This window comes from Streptomyces sp. NPDC043870 (genome assembly GCF_056435785.1).
On record NZ_JBWKDT010000069.1, the window covers coordinates 1 to 22,125 of the forward strand.

A 22,125-nucleotide genomic window follows, 5' to 3' on the forward strand; every position below is an offset into this window, starting at 1 on the left:
GCCCAAGACCGTCCCACCCATGCAAAACCCCCGCTACACTCCCCACCGCCAGGCCGTTGACCAGCAGAAATACAGAAGTCCGGCTGGAGTATTAGTACTCCAGTGTGACTTCGCGATCTACGGGCTGGAGGGGGCGGAGAGCCGCTGCCGGTAATGGCTGCGACGTGCCGAAGCTTGGTGGCTTCTGCGCCAGTTCGACCAGTGCAGGAGTGCGTTCAGGGCTGTGATCGGCGGGCTGAAAAGTGCGCCGATCAGGCGGCGGATCTGCGGGACGGTCAGGTCGACCGGATCTCCGCTTCGGGCCGGGCGGTTCGGATCCGCACGTCCGGTCGGCCTCGCGTCGTCGACTGCCGCGGCAAGGAACGCGAGTGCGAGCATGGCCAGGGTGACGTGCCGGTGCCAGGCTGTCCAGTTGCGGACCTGGTAGTGGTCCAAGCCGACCTGACCCTTGGCCGCCTGGAAGCACTCTTCGATGCACCAGCGAGTACCGGCGACGCGCACGAGCTCCGACAGCGGCACGATCCGGGGCGACCAACACAGGTAGAAGGCGAGCTCGCCGGTGGTGGGATTGCGGCGAATCAGCAGGTGGCGGTGCTCGTCAGTGCCGATGTGCACCCAGGCCCAGTCGTAGTAGCGGGGCCCCTTCGCCCCGGAGCCGGCGCTCTGCCGGTGCCAGGCCGAGGCGGGCAGGCCAAAGGCGGCCCCGGCCCCGCGGATCGCCGTGCGGCCCTGGTTGATCCGCACTCTGGTCGTGCAGGACACCGCCAGCACGTAGCCGACCCCGCGGGCCTCCAGCCCGGCCCGCAGGCCGGGGTCCTGACCGTAGGCCTCGTCGCCGGTCACCCACGACGTGGTCACTCCGGCGTCCAACGCCTGCTCGATCATCTGCAGGGCGAGACGGGGCTTGGTCGTGAAAACGACGTCCTCGGGTACTCCGGCCTTGCGGCGCCGCTCGGAGTCCCGGCTCCATGTGTGTTCGGGCAGGTAGAGACGGCGGTCGATCAACGCCCGCCCTCTACTGGAGGCGTAGGCGAGGAAGACGCCCACCTGGCTGTTCTCGATCCGCCCGGCGGTTCCGGTGTACTGCCGCTGGACACCCGCCGAACCACGACCCTTCTTCAGGAAGCCCGTCTCATCCACGATCAAAACACCGTCACCGGCGCCGAGATGGTCCACGACGTAGCGGCGGACCTCGTCGCGTGCCGCACCCGCGTCCCAAGAGGCGCACCGCAGCAGCCGCTGCATCGGACCGGGTCGGCCATGGCCGGCGTGCTCCGTCAGCTGCCAGCAGTTCTTGCGCTCGGCCCCGGACAGCAACCCGAGCAGATAGGCGCGGGCCGCGGCCCGAGGTTCCACTCGCCCGAACAGGCCCGCAATCCGAGCCATGGCCTGGTCGAACAACGCCTGCCATCGAGCAGGGTCTACGCTACGGCCCGCGGCCACCGCACTCTCTTCAAGAGTCCACACAAACCCTTGATCATCTCGCGGTGGCCACACGCATCAGGCGTCATCGTCACCCTGGACCTTCGCCTCCAGAACATCCGCCACTTCGTGCATCGTCGCAATCACCGCATAGCTCGGGTTCTTGGACACGCTCCGCCCGGCGCTCCACCACATCGGGGCCACCGTGAGGCCGGGATCGGCAGCGACCACCGCTTCCCAAACCGCTGCGGGGATGTCCTGGCCCTCACCGTCAGTGGTATCCGCGTGGTTCGTCGCCTGCCGTCTTGACCTGCTTGCGGTAGGCCCCCGGCGGCGATCCGAAGTGTCGTTTGAAAGCTTTGGCGAAGGCGAACTCCGACGTGTACCCCGTGTGCTGCGCGATTGTGCTCAGCGGGGCCGGCGACTGGTGCAGCAACCGCGCCGCGGTGGCCATCCGCCAGTTGGTCAGGTAGGTCAACGGCGGCTCGCCGACCACCGAGGCGAAGCGGCGGGCGAACGCCGCGCGGGACAGCCCGGCGCGGGTGCCCAGCGACTCCACGGTCCAGGGATGGCCGGGATCGTCGTGGATCGCTTTCAGGGCCGGGGCGACTGCCGGGTCGGTCAGCGCGGCCGTCCAACCCCGGGTCCGCTCCTTCGGCAGTTCGGCGTACCACGACCGGAGGATGTACAGCAGCAGCAGATCGATGAGCGCCGTGACGACCGCGTCCGAGCCCGGCTGCGGCGCGTGGAACTCGGCGCACAGCTGATCGACCGCTGAGCGCAGCACCGGGTGGCGGCCTGGAACCGCGGGGAGGTGGATGACCTCCGGTAGATCGCTGAACAGCGGATGCGGGCGATCAACGTCGATCGCGTACGCGCCGCACACCAGCACCGTGTGCGGCCCCGGTCCGTCCACGGTGACCTGGCCGATCGGCGAGGAACGGTCCACGCGCTCCGGTACGAAGTCCACCGGATCGCGGCCCGGCACGTCGCACAGGGTGTGTCCGCTGCCGCGCTGCAGGAACACGATGTCGCCGGGTCCGAGCGCGAGCGGCGGGCCGTGCGGTGGCAGCAGGTGGCAGTGTCCTTCCACGACCACGTGGAATCCGGCTCCTGAGATGGGTTGGAACTTCAGGGCCCACGGGGCGTGCGCGTCGGTGCGAGTCACCATCGGGCGTCCCGTGCGCAGGACTTCGAGGGTGTCGCTCAGGATGTCCATAGCGCCACTCTAGTGCCTGTATGGCGAGACGATATGACAGGGAATCGAGATCTCAAGTCATTCACCGTCTCGATATGGAGGCGTACGTTCTTGCCATGGCGGTTGCCGAATCCCGGCACTGCATCGACGAAGGAATGGATCCCATGTCTCTGGCTGGCAAGAAGATCGTGATCATCGGTGGAACCTCCGGCATCGGCTTCGCGGTAGCCCAACAGGCCGCGGCGGCTGGCGCGGACGTCGTGGTCGCCTCCAGCAATCAGGAGCGCGTGGACGCTGCGACGAAGCGGTTGGGCGAGCCGGCCGAAGGCCGCCGTCTGGACGTCGCCGACGGCAACGCCATCGCCGCGTTCTTCGAGCAGGTCGGGGAGTTCGACCACCTCGTCTACACCGCGGGCGAATCTCTGCTGATCAAGCCGTTGGTCGACACCACCCCGCAGGAGGCCAAGGCCGTCTTCGAGCGACGGTTTTGGGGCGCGTTCCTCTCCGCCAAGTACGCTGCACCGCGACTGCGCGACGGCGGCTCGATCACTTTCAGCTCCGGCGTCCTCGCGATCCGCCCCCTGTCCGGAACCGCGCTCACGGCAGGTATCACCGGCGGCATCGAGGCCCTGTCCCGGGCACTCGCCGTCGAACTCGCCCCTCTGCGCGTCAACGTGATCCAGCCCGGTGTGATCCGCACCGAGCTGTGGGACGGCAGTGTCCCGGACCCGGAGGCTTTCCTCCAGGGCGCCGGGTCCGAGCTGCTCACGCGGCGTGTCGGCACGGCCGAGGAAGCCGCGGCGGCCTATCTCTTCGTCTTGTCCAACGCCTACGTCACCGGCACCACGCTCGCGATAGACGGCGGCGCGGCACTGGTGTGACATAGGCGCCACGCATAACAGCCAACGGAGCAACGCCGCACCGACGCGACGCGTTCCTTGCCGCGGCAGTCGACGACGCGAGGCCGACCGGACGTGCGGATCCGAACCGCCCGGCCCGAAGCGGGGATCCGGTCGACCTGACCGTCCCGCAGATCCGCCGCCTGATCGGCGCACTTTTCAGCCTGCCGATCACAGCCCTGAACGCACTCCTGCACTGGTCGAACTGGCGCAGAAGCCACCAAGCTTCGGCACGTTGCAGCCATTACCGGCAGCGGCTCTCCGCCCCCTCCAGCCCGTAGATCGCGAAGTCACACTGGAGTATTAGCCGTCTGGCACGCGGCTGCCGCCCCTGATGAGCCTTCGCTGAGTCGAGCCAGTCAACTGAGTCAGTGCAGTCAACTGACCAGGCACGGCAAGCTCGCCGACCCATCGGACAGGCCCTAGACGGCGTCCGCCCGTGAAGACCCCGTTCATCAATCCGTCGCATATCCGCTCGACCTGCAGCGGAGTGCATTGGGACCCGCGTGGACGGCATCCATGGCGATGAAGACTGCCCGGACAGTCTGTCCGGGCAGTCTGATGCCTTGCGCTCTCGTGCGAGTCTGAGTGGCTTGTTGAGGATCTTACGTTGCTGCTTTGTTAGTGGATCGAAGTGGACATAGACCTGGGGAAGAATTGCAGGCTGCGCGACCCCTCCCTCGCTCCAGTAGCGGCGAGTGAATGTGTAGAAGAGACGCTCTTCTGCCTTGCTCGCGAGGGACTGCTTTAGCCGTTCGTACAGGGAGACTGCAACCTCCTGTTGGGCCAGGTCGGTCATGCGGTCCTCGGCCCGCCACCAATCTATGAGGTCGCCCCACGTGAGCCCGGCCGCGGTGAGCGGCCGGTTGTAGACCAGACACTTGTCCGCGTGTTCTACGATCTCGATTGCGTTGTCAATCACCTGACTGAAGGCGATCTCCGGCTTTGCTTCCAGGTCCGGCACACCTTCTGGAGGTCCTTGCCTGAGCTGGTACATCAACTCAGCATCGAACACCTCTGCCGCCAAGACGACCAAGGCTCCCCGTTCATGGCCCACGCGGGGTCTTGCTCCGGCCTGAAGAAGTCACTCGGCTGCATGGCCGCAGACTACGGCCACGCACTGGCAGAAACTTGGCCGTCCGGCAGTTCGGGCGCTGTCTGGAAGCTCTACAGAAACGGCCGTCGGCCGTGCCTTCCGAGGAGGGAAGAACACGGCCGACGGCCCAGAGACGGCCCAGGCGAGCGGAACTTGCTCTGACCTGCGGCGTTCCTAAATGTCGTAGTACAGCTCGAACTCGTGCGGGTGCGGACGCAGCTGGATCGGCGCGATCTCGTTCGTCCGCTTGTAGTCGATCCACGTCTCGATCAGGTCGGACGTGAAGACGCCGCCCGCCTGCAGGTACTCGTTGTCCGCCTCAAGGGCGTCGAGGACCGCCGGGAGGGAGGTCGGGACCTGCGGGACGCCCGCGTGCTCCTCGGGGGCGAGCTCGTAGAGGTCCTTGTCGATCGGCTCGGCCGGCTCGATCTTGTTCTTGACGCCGTCGAGGCCCGCGAGGAGCAGGGCGGAGAACGCCAGGTACGGGTTCGAGGACGGGTCCGGGGCGCGGAACTCGACGCGCTTGGCCTTCGGGTTGGAGCCCGTGATCGGGATACGCATCGCGGCCGAGCGGTTGCGCTGCGAGTACACCAGGTTGACCGGGGCCTCGAAGCCCGGGACCAGGCGGTGGTACGAGTTCACCGTCGGGTTGGTGAAGGCCAGCAGCGACGGGGCGTGCTTGAGGATGCCGCCGATGTAGTAGCGGGCGGTGTCCGAGAGGCCCGCGTAGCCCTGCTCGTCGTAGAAGAGCGGCGAGCCGCCCTGCCACAGGGACTGGTGGACGTGCATGCCGGAGCCGTTGTCACCGAAGATCGGCTTGGGCATGAAGGTCGCGGTCTTGCCGTTGCGCCAGGCGACGTTCTTCACGATGTACTTGAAGAGCATCAGGTCGTCGGCCGCGGCGAGCAGCGTGTTGAACTTGTAGTTGATCTCGGCCTGGCCGGCGGTGCCGACCTCGTGGTGCTGGCGCTCGACCTGGATGCCGACGTTCTCCAGCTCCAGGGAGATCTCGGCGCGCAGGTCGGCGAAGTGGTCGACCGGCGGGGCCGGGAAGTAGCCGCCCTTGTAGCGGACCTTGTAACCGCGGTTGTCCTCGATCGCGCCCGTGTTCCAGGCACCGGCCTCGGAGTCGATGTGGTAGAAGCCCTCGTTCGACTTCGTCTCGAAGCGGACGCTGTCGAAGACGTAGAACTCGGCCTCGGGACCGAAGTACGCGGTGTCCGCGATGCCGGTGGAGGCGAGGTAGGCCTCGGCCTTCTTGGCGATGTTCCGCGGGTCACGGCTGTACTGCTCGCCGGTGATCGGGTCGTGGATGAAGAAGTTGATGTTCAGGGTCTTGTCACGGCGGAACGGGTCCAGACGCGCTGTGGACAGGTCCGCGCGCAGCGCCATGTCGGACTCGTGGATCGCCTGGAAGCCGCGGATCGACGAGCCGTCGAAGGCGAGCTCTTCGGACGGGTCGAACGCCGTGGCCGGAATCGTGAAGTGCTGCATGACGCCGGGAAGGTCGCAGAACCGGACGTCGACCATCTTGACGTCGTTGTCCGCGATGTACTTCTTGGCGTCGTCGGCGTTCTGGAACATCCAACTCCTCCTACTCCCGACCCGGGGCAGGGACGGGGTCGTAGCTCGGTCGTGCGGCCAGTGCGGTGGCACACGCTGGACCCGACCTTAGGCAGGCGGGATTTCTCCAGCATGACTCATTTGTTTCGCAGAAGTTAACCGGGCCGGTGATGAATCATGTCCCGCCACCGCCGGCCGGACCCGGGCAGGGGTGATCAAAAGCGCGCACAGTACCGTGGACGGGTGGACAAGAGGCAGGCAATCGGTTCGTGGCTTTCCGGCCCCCGCGCGGCGGTCGAGGACATGGGAGCCGACTTCGGCTACCGGGGTGAGCAGCTCGGACTCCCGAAGGAGGGCCCCGGCGCCATCGCCCCGCTCGGGCGGCGTTTCGGCGCTCTCTTCATCGACTGGTCCCTGTGCATGCTGATCGCATACGGGCTGTTCGCGAACGGTGACCGGCAGGCGGCCGGCAACTGGGCGCTGCTGCTCTTCCTCGTACTGAGCGTGCTCACCGTAGGCACCGTCGGCAGCACGCCCGGCAAGCGGATCCTCGGTGTCCGCGTCGTCGCCGAGGACGGCGGACGGCTGGGCGTCGCCCGCGTGATCGTGCGGAGCGTGCTGCTCTGCCTGGCGATCCCCGCCCTCATCTGGGACCGCGACGGGCGCGGACTGCACGACCGCCTCTCCCGCGCCGTTCAGGTGCGCATCTAGGGTCTGTCGTTCGGATCTTGCCGGGCTCGCGTCCGAACGCGCAGGACGAATGCGCAGTACGGACAGACGGATAGGCAGCACGAGTACGGATACGCGAAGGGCGCCCCCGGTCGGCCGGGGGCGCCCTTCGCGTATCCGTACTCGTGGAAGTGTCAGCGCATCTTTCCGCCGCGCGGCATCCGCATGCCCTTCGGCATGGGGCCCTTAGGCAGCGGCATGTTGCTCATGAGGTCGCCCATCGCCCGCAGCCGCTCGTTCGCCTGCGTCACCTGCGGGCCGCTGAGCACCCGCGGCAGCTTGAGCATCGTGGTCCGCAGCTTCTTCAGCGGCACCTGGCCCTCGCCGTTGCCGACGATGAGGTCGTGCACCGGCACGTCCACCACGATGCGGGCCATCTTCTTCTTCTCGGCCGCCAGCAGGCTCTTCAACCGGTTCGGGTTGCCCTCGGCCACCAGGACGATGCCGGCCTTGCCGACGGCCCGGTGGACGACGTCCTGGCTGCGGTTCATCGCGACCGCGGGGGTCGTGGTCCAGCCTCTGCCCACGTTCTGGAGCACCGCGGCAGCCGCACCCGGCTGTCCTTCCATCTGCCCGAAGGCAGCTCGCTCGGCGCGGCGTCCGAAGACGATCGCCATCGCGAGGAAGGCCAGCAGGAAGCCCAGGATGCCCAGGTAGACCGGGAGATCGATCACGAAACCGATCGCGAGGAAGGCACCGAAGGTGATGATTCCCACACCCGCGACGACGAGACCGACCTTCGAGTCGGCCCGCCGGGTCATCTTGTAGGTAAGGGCGATCTGCTTCAGTCGCCCGGGGTTCGCGGCAGAGCTCTCTGCCTGTTCCTTCCTCGCCATGCCTGAAGTTTACGTGCCTCAGGACGAGCGGGTCGCAACGGCCTCCAGCACATGCTGCGCCTCGACCCGGTCCTTGGCGCGTCGGCGGTCCTCGAGGACCGCGGCCCAGGCGTTGCGCCGGGCGGTGCGCTGGCCGCCGCGCAGGAGTACGGACTCCAGGGCCCGGAGGGCGTCGGTGACGGACGGGATGGCGTTGGCGCGTACGGAAGTCGCGGCCTGCATGGCGGGGGTCTCCCTCGGGGGCGTGGTGACGAGTGGGAGGGTGCGTGCGGTGCGTGAAGCCAGTGTCACTGATTGGTGTTACCAGGGCGTGACTGGCCGGTCAAACACCGATGAAACGTTTACGCGGGTGGCCCGAACGCTGACGCGGCCCGTACGCGCCCCCGACCTGCGGGGAGCGTACGGGCCGCGCCGAATCGGCCATTACCGGCCGGTAAGTTCTTGTGCGGGAATTCACACGGCCTGCGCAGCCGCGGCTTCCTCCCGCTTCTGCATCGCCTGCTGGAAGAGCCGCCCCGCCCGGTACGACGAACGGACCAGCGGACCCGACATCACACCGGAGAAGCCGATCTCCTCGGCCTCCTCCTGCAGCTCCACGAACTCCTGCGGCTTCACCCAGCGCTCGACGGGGTGGTGCCGTACCGACGGTCGCAGGTACTGCGTGATCGTGATCAGCTCGCACCCCGCGTCGTGCAGATGCTGCAGCGCCTCGCTGACCTCCTCGCGGGTCTCGCCCATGCCAAGGATCAGGTTCGACTTGGTCACCAGGCCGGCCGCGCGAGCCTCCGTGATCACCTTCAGCGAGCGCTCGTAACGGAAGCCGGGGCGGATGCGCTTGAAGATCCGCGGCACGGTCTCCACGTTGTGCGCGAGCACCTCGGGGCGGGATGAGAAGACCTCGGCCAGCTGGTCCGGCTCCGCGTTGAAGTCGGGGATCAGCAGCTCGACCTTGGTCCGGCCGTCCGCGCGCTCCGCCGTCTGTGCGTGGATCTGGCGCACGGTCTCCGCGTACAGCCAGGCGCCGCCGTCCTCCAGGTCGTCGCGGGCGACGCCGGTGATCGTGGCGTAGTTCAGGTCCATCGTGACGACCGACTCGCCCACACGGCGGGGCTCGTCACGGTCGAGCGCCTGCGGCTTGCCCGTGTCGATCTGGCAGAAGTCACAGCGCCGGGTGCACTGGTCACCGCCGATGAGGAAGGTCGCCTCGCGGTCCTCCCAGCACTCGAAGATGTTCGGACAGCCGGCCTCCTGGCAGACCGTGTGCAGACCCTCGCTCTTCACGAGCTTCTGCAGCTGGTTGTACTCGGGGCCCATTTTCGCCCGGGTCTTGATCCACTCGGGCTTGCGCTCGATGGGGGTCTGGCTGTTCCGGACCTCCAGACGCAGCATCTTGCGTCCGTCGGGTGCGACAGCGGACACGACCGGCTCCCTACCACTTCGATTCTTCGGCGGACACCAGGGTACGCCCGTTGATTGCGATGCCTTCACCCGTGGCCAACCTCTGGCCAGAGGGAGGCATTCCTCAGGCGGCCGGCACCGGGGCCGGCTCGGGCTCGCGCGCGGGCTCGGGCTCGATCTCCCGCGGCTTCAGGTCCGCGTTCTCCAGTACCGCACGCAGATGCCTCTCGATCACCGGCAGGACCTCCGCGATCGTCACGTCCCGGCCCAGCTCGTTCGCGAGCGACGCCACGCCCGCGTCGCGGATGCCGCACGGCACGATCCGGTCGAACCAGGTGTTGTCCGGGTTCACGTTCAGCGCGAAGCCGTGCATCGTCACGCCCTTCGCGACCCGGATGCCGATGGCGGCGAGCTTGCGGTCCTCGCGGCGCTGGCCGGCGTTGGACGGGGCGTACTCCGGGCCGTTCAGGCGCGCGTCGAACTCCTCGTCGTGCAGTCGCGGGTCGAAGTCCAGCGAGAGCCCTCCGAGCGCCGGGCGCTGCTCCACCGGGTCCCCCAGGACCCAGACGCCGCTGCGGCCCTCGACCCGGGTGGTCTCCACGCCGAACTCCGCGCACGTGCGGATCAGGGCCTCCTCCAGACGGCGGACGTGGGCGACGACGTCCACCGGGCGGGGCAGCTGCATGATCGGGTAGCCGACGAGCTGGCCGGGGCCGTGCCAGGTGATCTTGCCGCCCCGGTCGACGTCGATGACGGGGGTGCCGTCCAGCGGGCGCTCGCTGTCCTCCGTGCGCCGGCCCGCCGTGTAGACGGGCAGGTGCTCCAGCAGCAGGCAGGTGTCCGGGATCTCGCCGGCGAACCGGGCCGCGTGCACACGGCGCTGCTCGTCCCAGGCCGCCTGGTACTCGACCGCGTCGTCGCCGAAGCCCAGATGGACAAATCGCAGCTCGCTCACCGTTGTGCCTCCCTAAAGCTTTCACGGTGCACTCATCGCGCCCCCGGTCACTCTACGGCCCGGGCCGCGCGGCGCCCCGGGCCGGACCCGTCAGCGCCGCCCTCAATCCTCACACGATCGGATGAATGCGCGGCGAAGGTGGCGGTTGGGCCGGTATGGGCCGCTAAATTCGCGCCGTTCCTCCCCCAGAGCTTCTCCCCCAGAGCTGACGCCTGGGGGCGCCCCCAGGAGGTACCCCCATGGGCTGCACCCGGGCCCGGAAGGCAGGAGACCGCACAGCTGATGACGGAACGACCCCCGCAGCGCATCCCCAACCGCCAGCTCGCCGCACTCATCGCAGAAGCCGGATTCTCCAACGCAGGGCTCGCCCGCCGGGTGGACCAGCTGGGCCTGGAGCACGGCCTCGACCTGCGGTACGACAAGACCTCGGTGACCCGGTGGCTGCGCGGGCAGCAGCCGCGCGGCACGACCCCCGCCCTGATCGCCGAGGTCTTCACCCGGCGGCTCGGCCGGCGGCTGTCCGCACAGGACCTGGGGCTCGACGCGTGTGCACCGGTCTACGCGGGGCTGGAGTTCGCGGCCACGCCCGAGGAAGCCGTGGACATCGTCAGCGGGCTGTGGCGCAAGGACTCCGGCAGCCACGCCGAACTGCGGAAGATCGCGTTCACCCCGGCCGGGCTCGTCGTACCGAGCCGGGACTGGCTGATCGGCCGGGCCGACGAGCGGGTGGGCCGCGGGGAGCCCGCACACAACGGCACGGCGGCCCGGGTGCCCGCGCAGGGCCGCCCCTCCGTGCCGCGACAGCGCGGGACCGACCGCAGCCCGGGCCAGAAGGTCACCTCCGGCGACATCGCGGCCCTGCGCTCGGTGGGCGAACTGTTCCGGACCCTCGACCACGCGTACGGCGGCGGGCACGCCCGGCAGGCCCTCGTCCGCTATCTGGAGCACGAGGCCGAGCCGATGCTGCGCGGCGCGTACGGGGAGACCACCGGGCGGCGGCTGTTCGCGGCCGCCGCCGACCTGACCCGGCTGGCGGGCTGGACCTCGTACGACATCGCCGCCCACGGCCTCGCCCAGCGGTACTTCGTCCAGGCGCTGCGCCTGGCCCAGGCCGCGGGCGACCGTGCGTACGGGTCGTACGTGCTGGTCACCATGGCCCGGCAGGCGGTCTATCTGGGACACGGACGTGAGGCCGTCCAGCTGACCCGGGTCGCCCAGCAGGGCGTCGGCTCCTCCGCCCCGCCCGTCGTCCAGGCACTGCTCCACGCGGTCGAGGCACGCGGCCACGGAGTGCTCGGCGAGATCCGGGCCTGCACGGCCTCGCTCGTACGGGCCGAGCGGGCGCTGGAGACGGCACGGCCCGGTGACGACGTTCCGCACTGGGCGCGCTTCTTCGACGAGGCGCAGCTTGCCGACGAGTTCGCGCACTGCCACCGCGATCTGCAGCAGTACCGGGCGGCCGTGCAGCACGCGGAGCGCTCGCTCCAGCTGCGCGCCCCCGCGTTCGCCCGCAGCCGGCTCTTCTGCCGGGTGGTCCTGGCGACGGCCCGGCTGGGGCTGGGGGAGCTGGACCAGGCGTGCGGGCTGGGGGCGGAGGCGGCGCAGCAGGCGTCGGAGATGCGGTCGGCTCGTGCGATCGAGTATGTGCGGGACTTCGAGCGGCGGTTGGAGCCGTACCGTGACGCGGCCGCGGTACGTACGTACCGGGACCGCGTCACGGCGATCGGCTGACGGGCCGCTCCGCGGGGGCGGGTTCGGTGAGCGCGACGCTCCACGTCGGGTGGGCCCGGGTGCCCGTCCTCGAGCGCCGGACGGGCTTGGTGGGTGGCCGGGCGTGTCGGTCTGCCTGACTGCCGTCCCGGCTGCTGTCCCGGCCTGTGCGGTTGCTGCTCCGGCTTACGCGGCTGCTGTGCTGAGGGGTGCGGTGTCGAACTCCGGCTGGATACCGAAGTCGCGCAGGATCGCGTGCGCGGCCCTGCGGCCGGAGAACAGGGCGCCCTGGACGGTGCTCGTGTCGCGGTGGTCGCCGCAGACGTAGAGCCCGCAGAGCAACCGCACCGGGCGGCGCGGATCGTGCGGCGGCGGCATGGCGGGAACCGCCTCCGGGTCGTGATGGAGCCCGAGCAGCTCCCAGTCTCCGGTGGATGTGCCGTACAGCGTGGCGAGTTGCCCGCGTACGCGGCGGTCGAGGTCGGCGGGCGGGCGGCCGAGGACGGTGGAGGTGATCAGGGCGCGGCCGTCCGGGGCGCGGGACGGGTCGACCTCGCTCATCACCGCGGTGTGCGCCACCGGGCCGGAGCGGTCGGCGTCCAGCAGCAGCGCAGGCTCGGTCAGCGGTGCGGCGGGGGCGGTGTGATGAAGGACCGTCACGGGGTGGAAGGCCGGAACGTGCAGGCCGGGGAGGAGCGTGGCGGCAGCGCGGGCGCCGGTGGCGAGGAGGAGGGAGCGGCAGGTGACCGTGCCGTGCTCCTCGGTGGTGACGGAGCTGATCGAGGCGTCCGTGACGCGCACACCGGTGTGGACGGTCCCGGGCGGAAGGGTGTCCGCGAGCAGCTCGGGAAGGGTGGCGGCGCCGCCTGCCGGGACGCAGAGCCTGCCCCGGGCGAAGCCGCGCAGGACGAGGTCGGAGCAGCGGCTGGAGGTGGTGAGTTCCGGGTCGCCGAGGAGGGCGGAGAGGAGCGGGCGGAGGAAGGCATTGACGGTACGAGGGGGCAGTCCGCGGGTGAACAGGGCGTCCAGGGTTGGCTGTTCACGGCGGGCCAGCAGACGGCGGGGCGGGGTGGCGGCGAGCCGGCCGAGCGCGGCGGCGAGGCGGGCCTGGTCGAAGGCCCCGCCCAGGGGCGTGCGGGGGGCGCTCGCGAGAGCGCGTGCAGCAGTGAGTGCGCCCCTTGCGCTCCGTGCGCTGCGAGCCTCGCCGACACGGTGGTGGCGGCCGTCGCTGTGCACGAGTACACCGGGTGAGAAATGGCGCAAGGACAGCTGGGCCAGGGCGGGGGTACGGCGGAGGTCCGGGTACGCCGTGTTGAGCAACTGCCCGATCCGGTCCAGCCGGAACCCGTCGACGAGTTCCGTGGTCATCCGGCCGCCGACCCTGGGGGCGGCCTCCAGCACGGTGACCGTGACCCCCGCTCGGGTCAGCCGATGAGCCGCCGCAAGCCCGGCGACCCCGGCTCCGACGATGACGACGTCCGCGTGGCGTGCGCTGCTGAGCACGTGCCCCTCCCCGAGGTCGGCGCGGCTGGTGTGGAGTCCTCATGCCCCCAACCGGCCACCGGAATGCCGAAGTTCGGATCGAGCGTAGAAACCTCGCCACGCCGTGCCACTCGCGCGCGGCGGGGCGCCCTGTGGCACGGGGTCGCACGCGGCGCGCTCACGGCCTGTCCGGCGGATCTTGCTGGGCTCGCGACGCCCTGCGACTCCGTCTCCTGCGTTGTCGTCAGTCGGCATGGCTCCGCCATGACGCTCCCCCTGCCTTCGGCGGGGGGACCCCCATCCTCCGCCTTGGATCCGAAGCCGCATCAGTGACATCAGCCGCTTCGCGGCGGGCGCTCGCTGATCCAGCCTGATCCACCGGACAGGGCCTGGCCCCGGGCGGAAGCCCCCGGGCTCGCGGCCCGGGCTCAGTCGAGGGCCGCTCGGATCGCCGCGTCGATCGAGGGGTGGGCGAAGGTGAAGCCCGAGTCGAGGAGCTTCTTGGGGAGGACGCGCTGGCTGCCGAGGACGTCCCCGGCGAATTCGCCGAGGGCGATGCGGAGGGCGAAGGGCGGGACCGTGAAGAGGGTCGGGCGGTGGAGGACGCGGCCCATGGCCGCGGTGACCTCGCGGTTGGTGAGGGGAGCCGGGGCCGTGAGGTTGACCGGGCCGGAGAGGGTTTCCGTGTCGACGATGTGGCGGAGCGCCGCGATCTCGTCGTGCAGGGAGATGAAGCTCCAGAACTGGCGCCCGTTGCCGAGCCGGCCGCCCAGACCCGCCCGGAAGATGGGGAAGAGCCGGCCCCACGCGCCGCCCTCGCGGGCCACCACCAGGCCGGTGCGGGCGAAGGCCACACGGATGCCGGCCTCCACGGCCGGGGCCGCCGCCGCCTCCCACTCCTCGCACACGAAGGGGAGGAAGCCCGCGCCGGGCGGGGCGCTCTCGTCGACCGCGCGGTCACCGGTGTCGCCGTAGTACCCGATCGCCGACCCGCACACCAGCACCCGCGGCGGCTGCTCCAGCGAGGCCACCGCCTCGGCGATCGCGGCGGTGCCGAGGACCCGGCTGTCCCGGATCTCCTTCTTGTACGCCTCAGTCCACCGCTGGTCGCCGACCCCCGCCCCGGCCAGATGGACGACCGCCTCGCAGCCGATGAGCCCCGCCACGTCCACGTACTGTCGCGCGGGATCCCACTCCACCTCGTCCGCCTCGCGTGCCGCCCGCCGTACGAGCCGGACCACGTCGTGCCCGCCCTCAGCCCGCAGGGAACGTACGAGTGCTGAACCGATGAGCCCGCTCGAGCCGCTGACCGCAATGCGCATGCGGTCCATCCTGCCCGCATGACACAGTGATCGTCATGTCAGAGACCCGCGCGCCGTACGTGATACGCCCCGCACGCAGCTCCGACGATGCGGTGCTGGGCGACCTCGACAGGGCCACCTGGTCCACCCTGCACTCCGTGCAGCCGCGTCCGCTGCCGCCGTACGACCCGTTCTTCGACGACACCCGTCCGCCCCACGGCCATCTCGTCGCGGAGGCACAGGACGGCAGGATCGCGGGATACATCCGCCTCGGCGCCCCCACCTCGCTCGCCTGCAACGCGCATGTGCGGCAGATCCAGGGCCTCGCGGTGGCCGGCTGGGCACGCGGACAGGGCGTGGGGCGGGCGCTGCTGCGCGGCGCGGCGACCGAGGCGCGGCGCCAGGGCGCGGCCCGGATCACCCTGCGGGTGCTCGGCCACAACACACCCGCCCGCCGGCTGTACGAATCCGAGGGTTACGCCGTCGAAGGCGTCCTGCCCGGCGAGTTCTTCCTGGCCGGCCGGTACGTCGACGACGTACTGATGGGGCGTTCGCTCACCCCGTGACCCCCGGGCCGGCCAACGGCCGCATCCCGCCAGCGGCACCGGTCCCGGCCTGCCCGAGGACGCCGACATGTCGCTCTTCATGAAACTCGCCCCTGCCATCGGCGCGGGATTCGCGAGCCCGGACACCGTGGCCGGCGTCGTCGCGATGCTCGGTTCGCAGGACGGCGCCTTCATCACCGGCACCGAGATCCGTATCGACGGCGGTACGCACGTCTGACGCGTACGTGCAGCATGCGTACGGGCGGCGCATGCGTATGCGCACGCATCCGTACGCGGGCAGACATGCGTACGCGGGCACACATGCGTACGCGCACGTGCCGTCAGATCCCGAAGCGGTCCCAGAGCGCGGGGAACCGTTCCGCCAGTGCGCGGTCGTCGTCGAAGTCGAACGGCGCGCCCTCCGGCTCCGCCGCCTGCCCGGGGATCCCCAGATCGGGTGCGACCGCACCGGTGAGCTGCTCGTACGCCTCGTCCGCCGCGTACCCCAGCTCCTCCCCGTCTCCGTCGATCTCCTCGTCGAAGTCGTCCAGGAGATCGGCGAGGGCGTCCGGGTCGTGCACGGCGGTCTCGAAGACCTCCCGCCCCTGGCCGATCAGCCAGCAGCGGAAGTAGTCGAACGCGTCGTCGCTCGCGCCACCGAGCAGCACGGCGGCCGCGCCCCAGAGATCCCAGCGGTACGCGCGGTTGTAGCGCGCCTCGAAATGCCGGGCGAAGTCCAGGACGGAGTCGGGATCGAGTTGCAGCAGCCGCTCGACGAGCAGCTCGGCATGGTCCTCGGGGTCGCCCTCGGCGGCCACCCGGGTGCTGTCGATGATCTCCCAGAACTCCGTCTCGTCCATCACGGGACAAGCATCGGGGTTTGCGGAGAGTGGCGCACGTGGAGACGCCGAAATGCTGCCTTTCGGAAATGTGGACAGAGGATGTCGGATTTTCCTGGAAGCGTTGCACCATGACGACCGACACAGCACTGCAGGGGAAGATCGCGCTGGTCGCGGGCGCGACACGGGGCGCGGGCCGCGCCATCGCCGTACAGCTGGGCGCGGCGGGCGCGACGGTCTATGTGACCGGCCGTACGACGAGGGAACACACCAGCGAGGTCGGGAGGGCCACGGAGATGATCGAGCAGACGGCGGAACTCGTCACCGAGGCGGGTGGCGAGGGCATCGCCGTCCCCACCGACCATCTCGATGTGGACCAGGTCCGTGCCCTGGTCGCGCGCATCGACCGGGACCACGGCCGCCTGGACATCCTCGTCAACGACATCTGGGGCGGCGAGCACCTCATCGTCTGGAACACGAAGATGTGGGACACGGACCTGCAGGGCGGGCTGCGGATGCTGGAGCTCGGCGTCCGCAGCCACATCATCACCAGCAGCTGCGCCCTGCCGCTGCTGGTCCGCAACCCGGGCGGGCTGGTCGTCGAGGTCACCGACGGCACGGCCGAGTCGAACCGGCGCTTCCGCGAGAACTTCTACTACGACCTCACCAAGTACGCCCCGATCCGGATGGCCTTCGCGCTCGGTGAGGACCTCAAGAGCGTCGGCGGCACGGCCGTCTGCGTCACCCCCGGCTTCCTCCGCTCCGAGCAGATGCTGGAGATCTTCGGCGTACGCGAGGAGAACTGGCGGGACGCCATCGCCAAGCAGCCGCACTTCGCGATCGCCGAATCGCCCCTCTATATCGGCCGGGCGGTGGCCGCCCTCGCCGGTGACCCCGACCGGGCCAGGTGGAACGGCCGGTCGCTCTCCAGCGGACAGCTCGCGAAGGAGTACGGATTCACGGACGCGGACGGCAGCCGGCCCGACGCCTGGCGGTACTTCGAGGAGGTCGTCTACGGCGGCAAGGACGCGCCGGTGGACGACTACCGCTGAGCTTCCGGGTACAGCGCGCGCATACGGGCCGCCGCCTCCGCGAACCGCCTGCGGAGGCCGGCCGGCTCCAGCACCTCCAACTCCGGCCCGAGGCCGAGGAGCTGACCGAAGGCCACCTCCTCCGACTCGACCGGAAGGGTGATGGTGACCCAGCCCTGCTCGTCCGGCGGCCCAGCGGCATCCAGTGCCTCGCGGGTGGCGGCGCGGTCCGTGATGTACGGGAGCCGCCGGGCGCCGTCGGGTGAGAGCCGGACGACGATCCCGGAGCGCAGGATCGAGCGGGCGAACTGCGCCGCGCGCTCCTCCCAGAAGGCGGGCAGATCGAAGGACTCGTCCCGTTCGAAACGGTTCTCGGAGAGGGCGACGGCGGTGAACCGGTCGATCCGGTAGACCCGGAACGCCGTGCCGTCGGCCCGGGCGCACAGGTACCAGACCCCGGCCTTCAGGACGAGGCCGTACGGCTCCAGCTGCCGCTCGGCGTCCCGGTAGCGCGCGTCGACGAGCCGGTCCTCCCACACCGCCTCCGCGATGGTGGGCAGCAACTCGGGGGTCTCCGGCTCCTGGTACCAGCCGGGCGCGTCCAGATGGAAGCGCTGCGCGGCCGACCGTGACGCGTCACTCAGCGACGGCAGCAGTGCGGCGGACACCTTCAGCCGGGCCGCGGATGCCGCGTCCTCAAGTCCCATCTCCCGCAACGCCCCCGGCAGCCCGGACAGGAACAACGCCTCGGCCTCGCTTCGGGCCAGCCCGGTCAGCCGCGTCCGGTACCCCCCGATCAGCCGGTAGCCCCCGGCCCGCCCACGGTCCGCGTACACCGGAACCCCTGCCTCCGACAGCGCGAGCGCGTCCCGGGTGATGGTCCGCTCGGAGACTTCGAGCTCTTCGGCGAGTTCGGCGGCGGTCATGGAGGGCCGCGACTGAAGGAGGAGAACCATCTTGATGAGGCGGGCAGCGCGCATGGGGTCATTGTCCCGGGGCCGGCCCCGCGTGCCCCGGTGCGCCCTGCGGGCGGGCCCCGAAGCGTGCCGTCCACGTCCGGCGGGGCGGGCTCCGAAGCGTGCCGCCCACGTCCCGCGGGCAAGGATGTCCGTCCTCAATCGCCGGACGGGCTTGGAAGCGGACGGTTCCCGACCGCGGGGCCGGGGTGTCCGTCCTCAAAACGCCGGACGGGCTGGGTGTGCCCGGCACCGAGCAGGCAGCCCGGGTGTCCGTCCTCGAACGCCGGACGGGCTCGGTGGGTGTGCGCCGGACGGGCTCGAGCTGAGTCCTGAGGCAGGCGCGAGCCCCCGCCGCCCGGAGGCGACAGGGGCTTCACAGCACCGCGCAGGCCCTACAGGCCGTACCGCTCCCGCGCGTCCTTGACCGCGGAGGCCGGGACCTCGCCGCGCCGCGCGAGCTGGGCGAGCGCGGCGACCACGATCGACTGCGCGTCGACGCCGAAGTGACGGCGGGCCGCATCACGGGTGTCCGAGAGGCCGAAGCCGTCCGCGCCGAGCGAGGACCAGTCCTGCTCCACCCACTGGGCGATCTGGTCCGGGACCTGGCGCATGTAGTCGCTCACCGCGAGCACGGGGCCCTCGGCGCCCTCAAGGGCCTGGCGTACGTACGGGACACGGGACTCGCCGCGCAGCAGCGCCGCGTCCGCCTCCAGCGCGTCGCGCCGCAGCTCGGTCCACGAGGTCGCGGACCAGACGTCGGCCGTGACGTTCCAGTCGGCGGCGAGAAGCTTCTGCGCCTCCAGCGCCCAGTGGATCGCCGTACCCGAGGCGAGCAGCTGGATGCGCGGGTCGTCCGCGGCGCCCTCGCCCGTGTTGAAGCGGTACAGACCGCGGACGATGCCGTCGTCGACGCCTTCCGGCTTCGCGGGCTGCGGCATCGGCTCGTTGTAGACGGTCAGGTAGTAGAAGACGTCCGAGTCCTCGCCCGGGCGGGCTTCGCCGTACATCCTCCGCAGACCGTCCTTGACGATCGCCGCGACCTCGTACGCGAACGCCGGGTCGTACGTCAGCGCCGCCGGGTTCGTCGCCGCGATCACCGGCGAGTGGCCGTCCGCGTGCTGCAGACCCTCACCCGTCAGCGTCGTACGGCCGGCCGTGGCACCGACCAGGAAGCCCTTGCCGAGCTGGTCGCCGAGCTGCCACATCTGGTCGGCGGTCCGCTGCCAGCCGAACATCGAGTAGAAGATGTAGAAGGGGATCATCGTCTCGCCGTGCGTCGAGTACGCGGTGGCGGCGGCGATGAAGTCGGCCATCGAACCGGCCTCGGTGATGCCCTCGTTGAGGATCTGGCCGTCCTTGGCCTCGCGGTAGTACATCAGCTGGTCGCGGTCGACCGGCTCGTACGTCTGCCCCTTCGGCGAGTAGATGCCGAGCGACGGGAACAGCGACTCCATACCGAAGGTACGGGCCTCGTCCGGGACGATCGGGACCCAGCGCTTACCGGTCTCCTTGTCCCGGATCAGGTCCTTGATCAGCCGGACGAAGGCCATGGTGGTCGCCACGGACTGGTTGCCGGAGCCCTTGTCGAAGGCGGCGAAGGCCTTCTCGGCGGGCGCGGGCAGCGCGCCGACCGGGTGGACGCGGCGGGCCGGGGCCGGGCCGCCGAGAGCCGCGCGGCGCTCCTGGAGATAGCGGACCTCGGGGGAGTCGGCGCCCGGGTGGCCGTACGGCACCTGGCCGTCGGCGAACGCCGAGTCGGCGATGGGCAGCCCGAGCAGGTCGCGCATGTCCTTGAACTCGTCCACCGTCAGCTTCTTCATCTGGTGGTTGGCGTTCTTGGAGGCGAAGCCCTCGCCGAGCGTGTAGCCCTTGACCGTCTGGGCCAGGATCACGGTCGGCGCGCCCTTGTGCTCGACGGCGGCCTTGTACGCGGCGTACACCTTGCGCGGCTCGTGGCCACCGCGGGAGAGGTGGAAGCACTCCAGGATCTTGTCGTCGGACAGCAGCTTGGCCATCTCGACGAGCGCCGGGTCCGCGCCGAAGAAGTCCTGGCGGATGTAGGCCGCGTCGCGGGTCTGGTACGTCTGGACCTGCGCGTCCGGGACCTCACGCAGACGGCGGACGAGCGCGCCGGTGGTGTCGAGCTGGAACAGCTCGTCCCAGGCGTTGCCCCACAGCGTCTTCACGACGTTCCAGCCGGCGCCGCGGAACTGGGCCTCCAGCTCCTGCACGATCTTGAAGTTGGCACGGACCGGGCCGTCGAGGCGCTGCAGGTTGCAGTTGATGACGAAGGTCAGGTTGTCCAGGCCCTCGCGGCTCGCGAGCGCGAGTGCCGCGGTGGACTCGGGCTCGTCCATCTCGCCGTCGCCGAGGAACGCCCAGACGTGGGACGCGGAGACGTCCTTGATGCCGCGGTTCGTCAGATAGCGGTTGAAGCGCGCCTGGTAGATCGCGGAGAGCGGGCCGAGGCCCATCGAGACCGTCGGGAACTCCCACAGCCAGGGCAGCCGGCGCGGATGCGGGTACGACGGGAGGCCGTCGCCGCCGGACTCCTGGCGGAACTTGTCCAGGTGGGCCTCGGTGAGGCGGCCGTCGAGGAAGGCGCGGGCATAGATGCCGGGCGATGCGTGGCCCTGGATGTAGAGCTGGTCGCCGGAGCCGTCGGCCTCCTTCCCGCGGAAGAAGTGGTTGAAGCCGGTCTCGTAGAGCCAGGCCGCGGAGGCGAAGGTGGCGATGTGGCCGCCGACGCCGTACTTGGAGCCGCGGGTGACCATCGCGGCAGCGTTCCACCGGTTCCAGGCGGTGATCCGGCGCTCCATCTCCTCGTCGCCGGCGGCCTGGGCGGGCTCGGCGGCGGTGGGGATGGTGTTGACGTAGTCCGTCTCCAGCAGCTTGGGCAGGTCGAGCCCGGCGACACCCTCGGCGTGCTGGAGGGTGCGGCGCATCAGGTACGCGGCGCGGTGCGGGCCGGCAGCCTTGGTGACGGCGTCGAGAGAGGCCGCCCATTCGGCGGTCTCCTCGGTGTCACGGTCCGGGAGCTGGTCGAGCTCGCTCGGAAGCGGAAGCTTGCTGCCTACGGGGTCGGTCATGATCGCCGCCTTCCGGAGAGGAGGGGGGTGGAGAAAGGGGGCCTTGTCTGGCAGGACGGGGCCGTGGACTGGTGAGTCCGTCGTCGACTGTAAGCCGACGATCGATGATCGATCAAAGCGTGAAGGGAAAAACTTCTTCAGATCGAGAAAGTCGGCACAGGGTGCCGCGAATCTGGGCACGCGGTGCCGGGTTTTTTGTTTGCGGTGCTCTGCCCGCACGGCACCGGGCCGCGCCCGGCGGACACGTCGGGCCCGCCTGACGGTACCGGGCGCGCCCGGAAACGCGGCAGCGCCGGTGCCCCGAGCCGGAGGGTCAGGCGCGGGGCGCGCAGCCCAGGACGTGGGCCTTGACCAGCGCGCCGATCTGCGGGTCCCGGCGGCGGAAGGCCGCCACCAGCTCCTCGTGCTCCTCCGCGTACGACTTCTGCTTCGTCCCCAGCCACCGGATCGACAGCGCCGTGAAGACCTCGATCCCGAGGCCCTCCCACGTGTGCAGCAGCACCCCGTTGCCCGCCGCCTTCACCAACTCCCGGTGAAAGGCCACCGTGTGCCGCACCTGCGCCGTGCCGTCCGCCGCCCGGTCCGCCTCGTAGAGCGCCGCCACATGCGGCTCCAGCGCCGAGCAGTCCGCCGCCAGCCGCTCCGCGGCCAGCTCCGCCGCGATCTGCTCCAGGCCGGCCCGGACCGGATAGCTCTCCTCAAGGTCGGCCGCCGTCAGATTCCGTACCCGTACGCCCTTGTTGGGCGCCGACTCGATGAGCCGCAGGGACTCCAGCTCGCGCAGCGCCTCCCGTACGGGCGTCTGGCTCACCGCCAGCTCCGTCGCGATGCGTCGCTCGACGATCCGCTCGCCCGGCTTCCAGCGGCCGCTGACGATGCCCTCCACGATGTGCTCGCGGATCTGATCGCGCAGCGAGTGGACGACGGGCATGGTCATGGACCGCTCCTTCAAGAAGAGAAGACCCCTAGACAATACGGCGGCGGGGGGGGGGGGGGGGGGGGGGGGGGGGGGGGGGGGGGGGGGGGGGGGGGGGGGGGGGGGGGGGGGGGGGGGGGGGGGGGGGGGGGGGGGG

17 protein-coding genes and 2 pseudogenes are annotated in these 22,125 nt (G+C 70.3%); 6 read left to right on the forward strand and 13 right to left on the reverse strand.

Going from position 1 to position 22,125, the window contains the following annotated elements; all coding sequences use genetic code 11:
* Positions 1–117 precede the first annotated feature (117 nt).
* Positions 118–1,386 (reverse strand): IS701 family transposase, encoded by a 1,269-nt coding sequence (locus tag AC0699_RS37255; RefSeq protein WP_478670041.1) that lies wholly within the window; start codon positions 1,384–1,386, stop codon positions 118–120.
* Between the two features lie 307 nt (positions 1,387–1,693).
* Positions 1,694–2,641, reverse strand: coding sequence for an AraC family transcriptional regulator (locus tag AC0699_RS37260; protein WP_478670044.1), 948 nt, complete (start codon positions 2,639–2,641; stop codon positions 1,694–1,696).
* A gap of 143 nt (positions 2,642–2,784) precedes the next feature.
* On the opposite strand from AC0699_RS37260, the gene AC0699_RS37265 reads away from it, so the two are divergent.
* Positions 2,785–3,501 (forward strand): SDR family oxidoreductase, encoded by a 717-nt coding sequence (locus AC0699_RS37265; RefSeq protein WP_478670047.1) that lies wholly within the window; start codon positions 2,785–2,787, stop codon positions 3,499–3,501.
* A 1,288-nt stretch (positions 3,502–4,789) separates the two neighbouring features.
* On the opposite strand, the gene glnA is transcribed toward AC0699_RS37265, so the two are convergent.
* Positions 4,790–6,199 carry a type I glutamate--ammonia ligase gene (gene glnA / locus AC0699_RS37270; protein WP_478670050.1) on the reverse strand — a complete coding sequence of 470 codons (1,410 nt, stop codon included), beginning with the start codon at positions 6,197–6,199 and terminating at the stop codon, positions 4,790–4,792.
* Positions 6,200–6,421: 222 nt separating this feature from the next.
* On the opposite strand from glnA, the gene AC0699_RS37275 reads away from it, so the two are divergent.
* The gene (locus AC0699_RS37275) at positions 6,422–6,889 is read left to right on the forward strand and encodes an RDD family protein (RefSeq protein WP_478670052.1); all 468 of its coding nucleotides are present in this window, start codon (positions 6,422–6,424) and stop codon (positions 6,887–6,889) included.
* A 152-nt stretch (positions 6,890–7,041) separates the two neighbouring features.
* On the opposite strand, the gene AC0699_RS37280 is transcribed toward AC0699_RS37275, so the two are convergent.
* The 4 genes from AC0699_RS37280 to lipB all read right to left on the reverse strand — a co-directional run bounded on the left by AC0699_RS37280 (position 7,042) and on the right by lipB (position 10,096).
* The gene (locus tag AC0699_RS37280) at positions 7,042–7,743 is read right to left on the reverse strand and encodes a DUF4191 domain-containing protein (protein WP_478670055.1); all 702 of its coding nucleotides are present in this window, start codon (positions 7,741–7,743) and stop codon (positions 7,042–7,044) included.
* An 18-nt stretch (positions 7,744–7,761) separates the two neighbouring features.
* On the reverse strand, positions 7,762–7,965 hold the full coding sequence (locus AC0699_RS37285) for an SCO2195 family GlnR-regulated protein (protein WP_453662873.1): 204 nt from the start codon (positions 7,963–7,965) through the stop codon (positions 7,762–7,764).
* Between the two features lie 231 nt (positions 7,966–8,196).
* Complete coding sequence (gene lipA, locus AC0699_RS37290; protein WP_478670059.1) at positions 8,197–9,162, reverse strand: lipoyl synthase; 966 nt, start codon at positions 9,160–9,162, stop codon at positions 8,197–8,199.
* Between the two features lie 103 nt (positions 9,163–9,265).
* Complete coding sequence (gene lipB, locus AC0699_RS37295; protein ID WP_478670062.1) at positions 9,266–10,096, reverse strand: lipoyl(octanoyl) transferase LipB; 831 nt, start codon at positions 10,094–10,096, stop codon at positions 9,266–9,268.
* A gap of 282 nt (positions 10,097–10,378) precedes the next feature.
* Here lipB and AC0699_RS37300 point away from each other — a divergent pair, with 282 nt between their 5' ends.
* Positions 10,379–11,827: a regulator gene (locus tag AC0699_RS37300; protein ID WP_478670066.1), complete on the forward strand. Its 1,449-nt coding sequence runs from the start codon at positions 10,379–10,381 to the stop codon at positions 11,825–11,827.
* Positions 11,828–11,992: 165 nt separating this feature from the next.
* On the opposite strand, the pseudogene AC0699_RS37305 reads toward AC0699_RS37300, so the two are convergent.
* Positions 11,993–13,312 (reverse strand): annotated as a pseudogene (locus AC0699_RS37305) (NAD(P)/FAD-dependent oxidoreductase); the annotation flags it as partial.
* Between the two features lie 404 nt (positions 13,313–13,716).
* Positions 13,717–14,619: a TIGR01777 family oxidoreductase gene (locus AC0699_RS37310; protein ID WP_478670069.1), complete on the reverse strand. Its 903-nt coding sequence runs from the start codon at positions 14,617–14,619 to the stop codon at positions 13,717–13,719.
* A gap of 26 nt (positions 14,620–14,645) precedes the next feature.
* On the opposite strand from AC0699_RS37310, the gene AC0699_RS37315 reads away from it, so the two are divergent.
* Positions 14,646–15,155 carry an N-acetyltransferase family protein gene (locus AC0699_RS37315; protein ID WP_478670074.1) on the forward strand — a complete coding sequence of 170 codons (510 nt, stop codon included), beginning with the start codon at positions 14,646–14,648 and terminating at the stop codon, positions 15,153–15,155.
* Positions 15,156–15,183: 28 nt separating this feature from the next.
* Positions 15,184–15,372: pseudogene (locus AC0699_RS37320) on the forward strand (short-chain dehydrogenase); the annotation flags it as partial.
* A gap of 103 nt (positions 15,373–15,475) precedes the next feature.
* On the opposite strand, the gene AC0699_RS37325 reads toward AC0699_RS37320, so the two are convergent.
* Positions 15,476–15,994, reverse strand: coding sequence for a DUF4240 domain-containing protein (locus tag AC0699_RS37325; protein WP_478670091.1), 519 nt, complete (start codon positions 15,992–15,994; stop codon positions 15,476–15,478).
* Between the two features lie 110 nt (positions 15,995–16,104).
* On the opposite strand from AC0699_RS37325, the gene AC0699_RS37330 reads away from it, so the two are divergent.
* Positions 16,105–17,025 carry an SDR family oxidoreductase gene (locus tag AC0699_RS37330; protein WP_478670078.1) on the forward strand — a complete coding sequence of 307 codons (921 nt, stop codon included), beginning with the start codon at positions 16,105–16,107 and terminating at the stop codon, positions 17,023–17,025.
* On the opposite strand, the gene AC0699_RS37335 is transcribed toward AC0699_RS37330, so the two are convergent.
* From AC0699_RS37335 to AC0699_RS37345, 3 genes are all read right to left on the reverse strand, one after another.
* Positions 17,016–17,984, reverse strand: a complete 969-nt coding sequence (locus AC0699_RS37335; RefSeq protein ID WP_478670081.1) for a helix-turn-helix transcriptional regulator — start codon at positions 17,982–17,984, stop codon at positions 17,016–17,018. The two genes, AC0699_RS37330 and AC0699_RS37335, sit on opposite strands and share 10 nt — an antisense overlap.
* Before the next feature lie 371 nt (positions 17,985–18,355).
* Positions 18,356–21,052, reverse strand: a complete 2,697-nt coding sequence (gene aceE / locus AC0699_RS37340; RefSeq protein WP_478670085.1) for a pyruvate dehydrogenase (acetyl-transferring), homodimeric type — start codon at positions 21,050–21,052, stop codon at positions 18,356–18,358.
* Between the two features lie 313 nt (positions 21,053–21,365).
* On the reverse strand, positions 21,366–21,989 hold the full coding sequence (locus AC0699_RS37345) for a GntR family transcriptional regulator (RefSeq protein ID WP_385412902.1): 624 nt from the start codon (positions 21,987–21,989) through the stop codon (positions 21,366–21,368).
* Between the last annotated feature and the right edge of the window lie 136 nt (positions 21,990–22,125).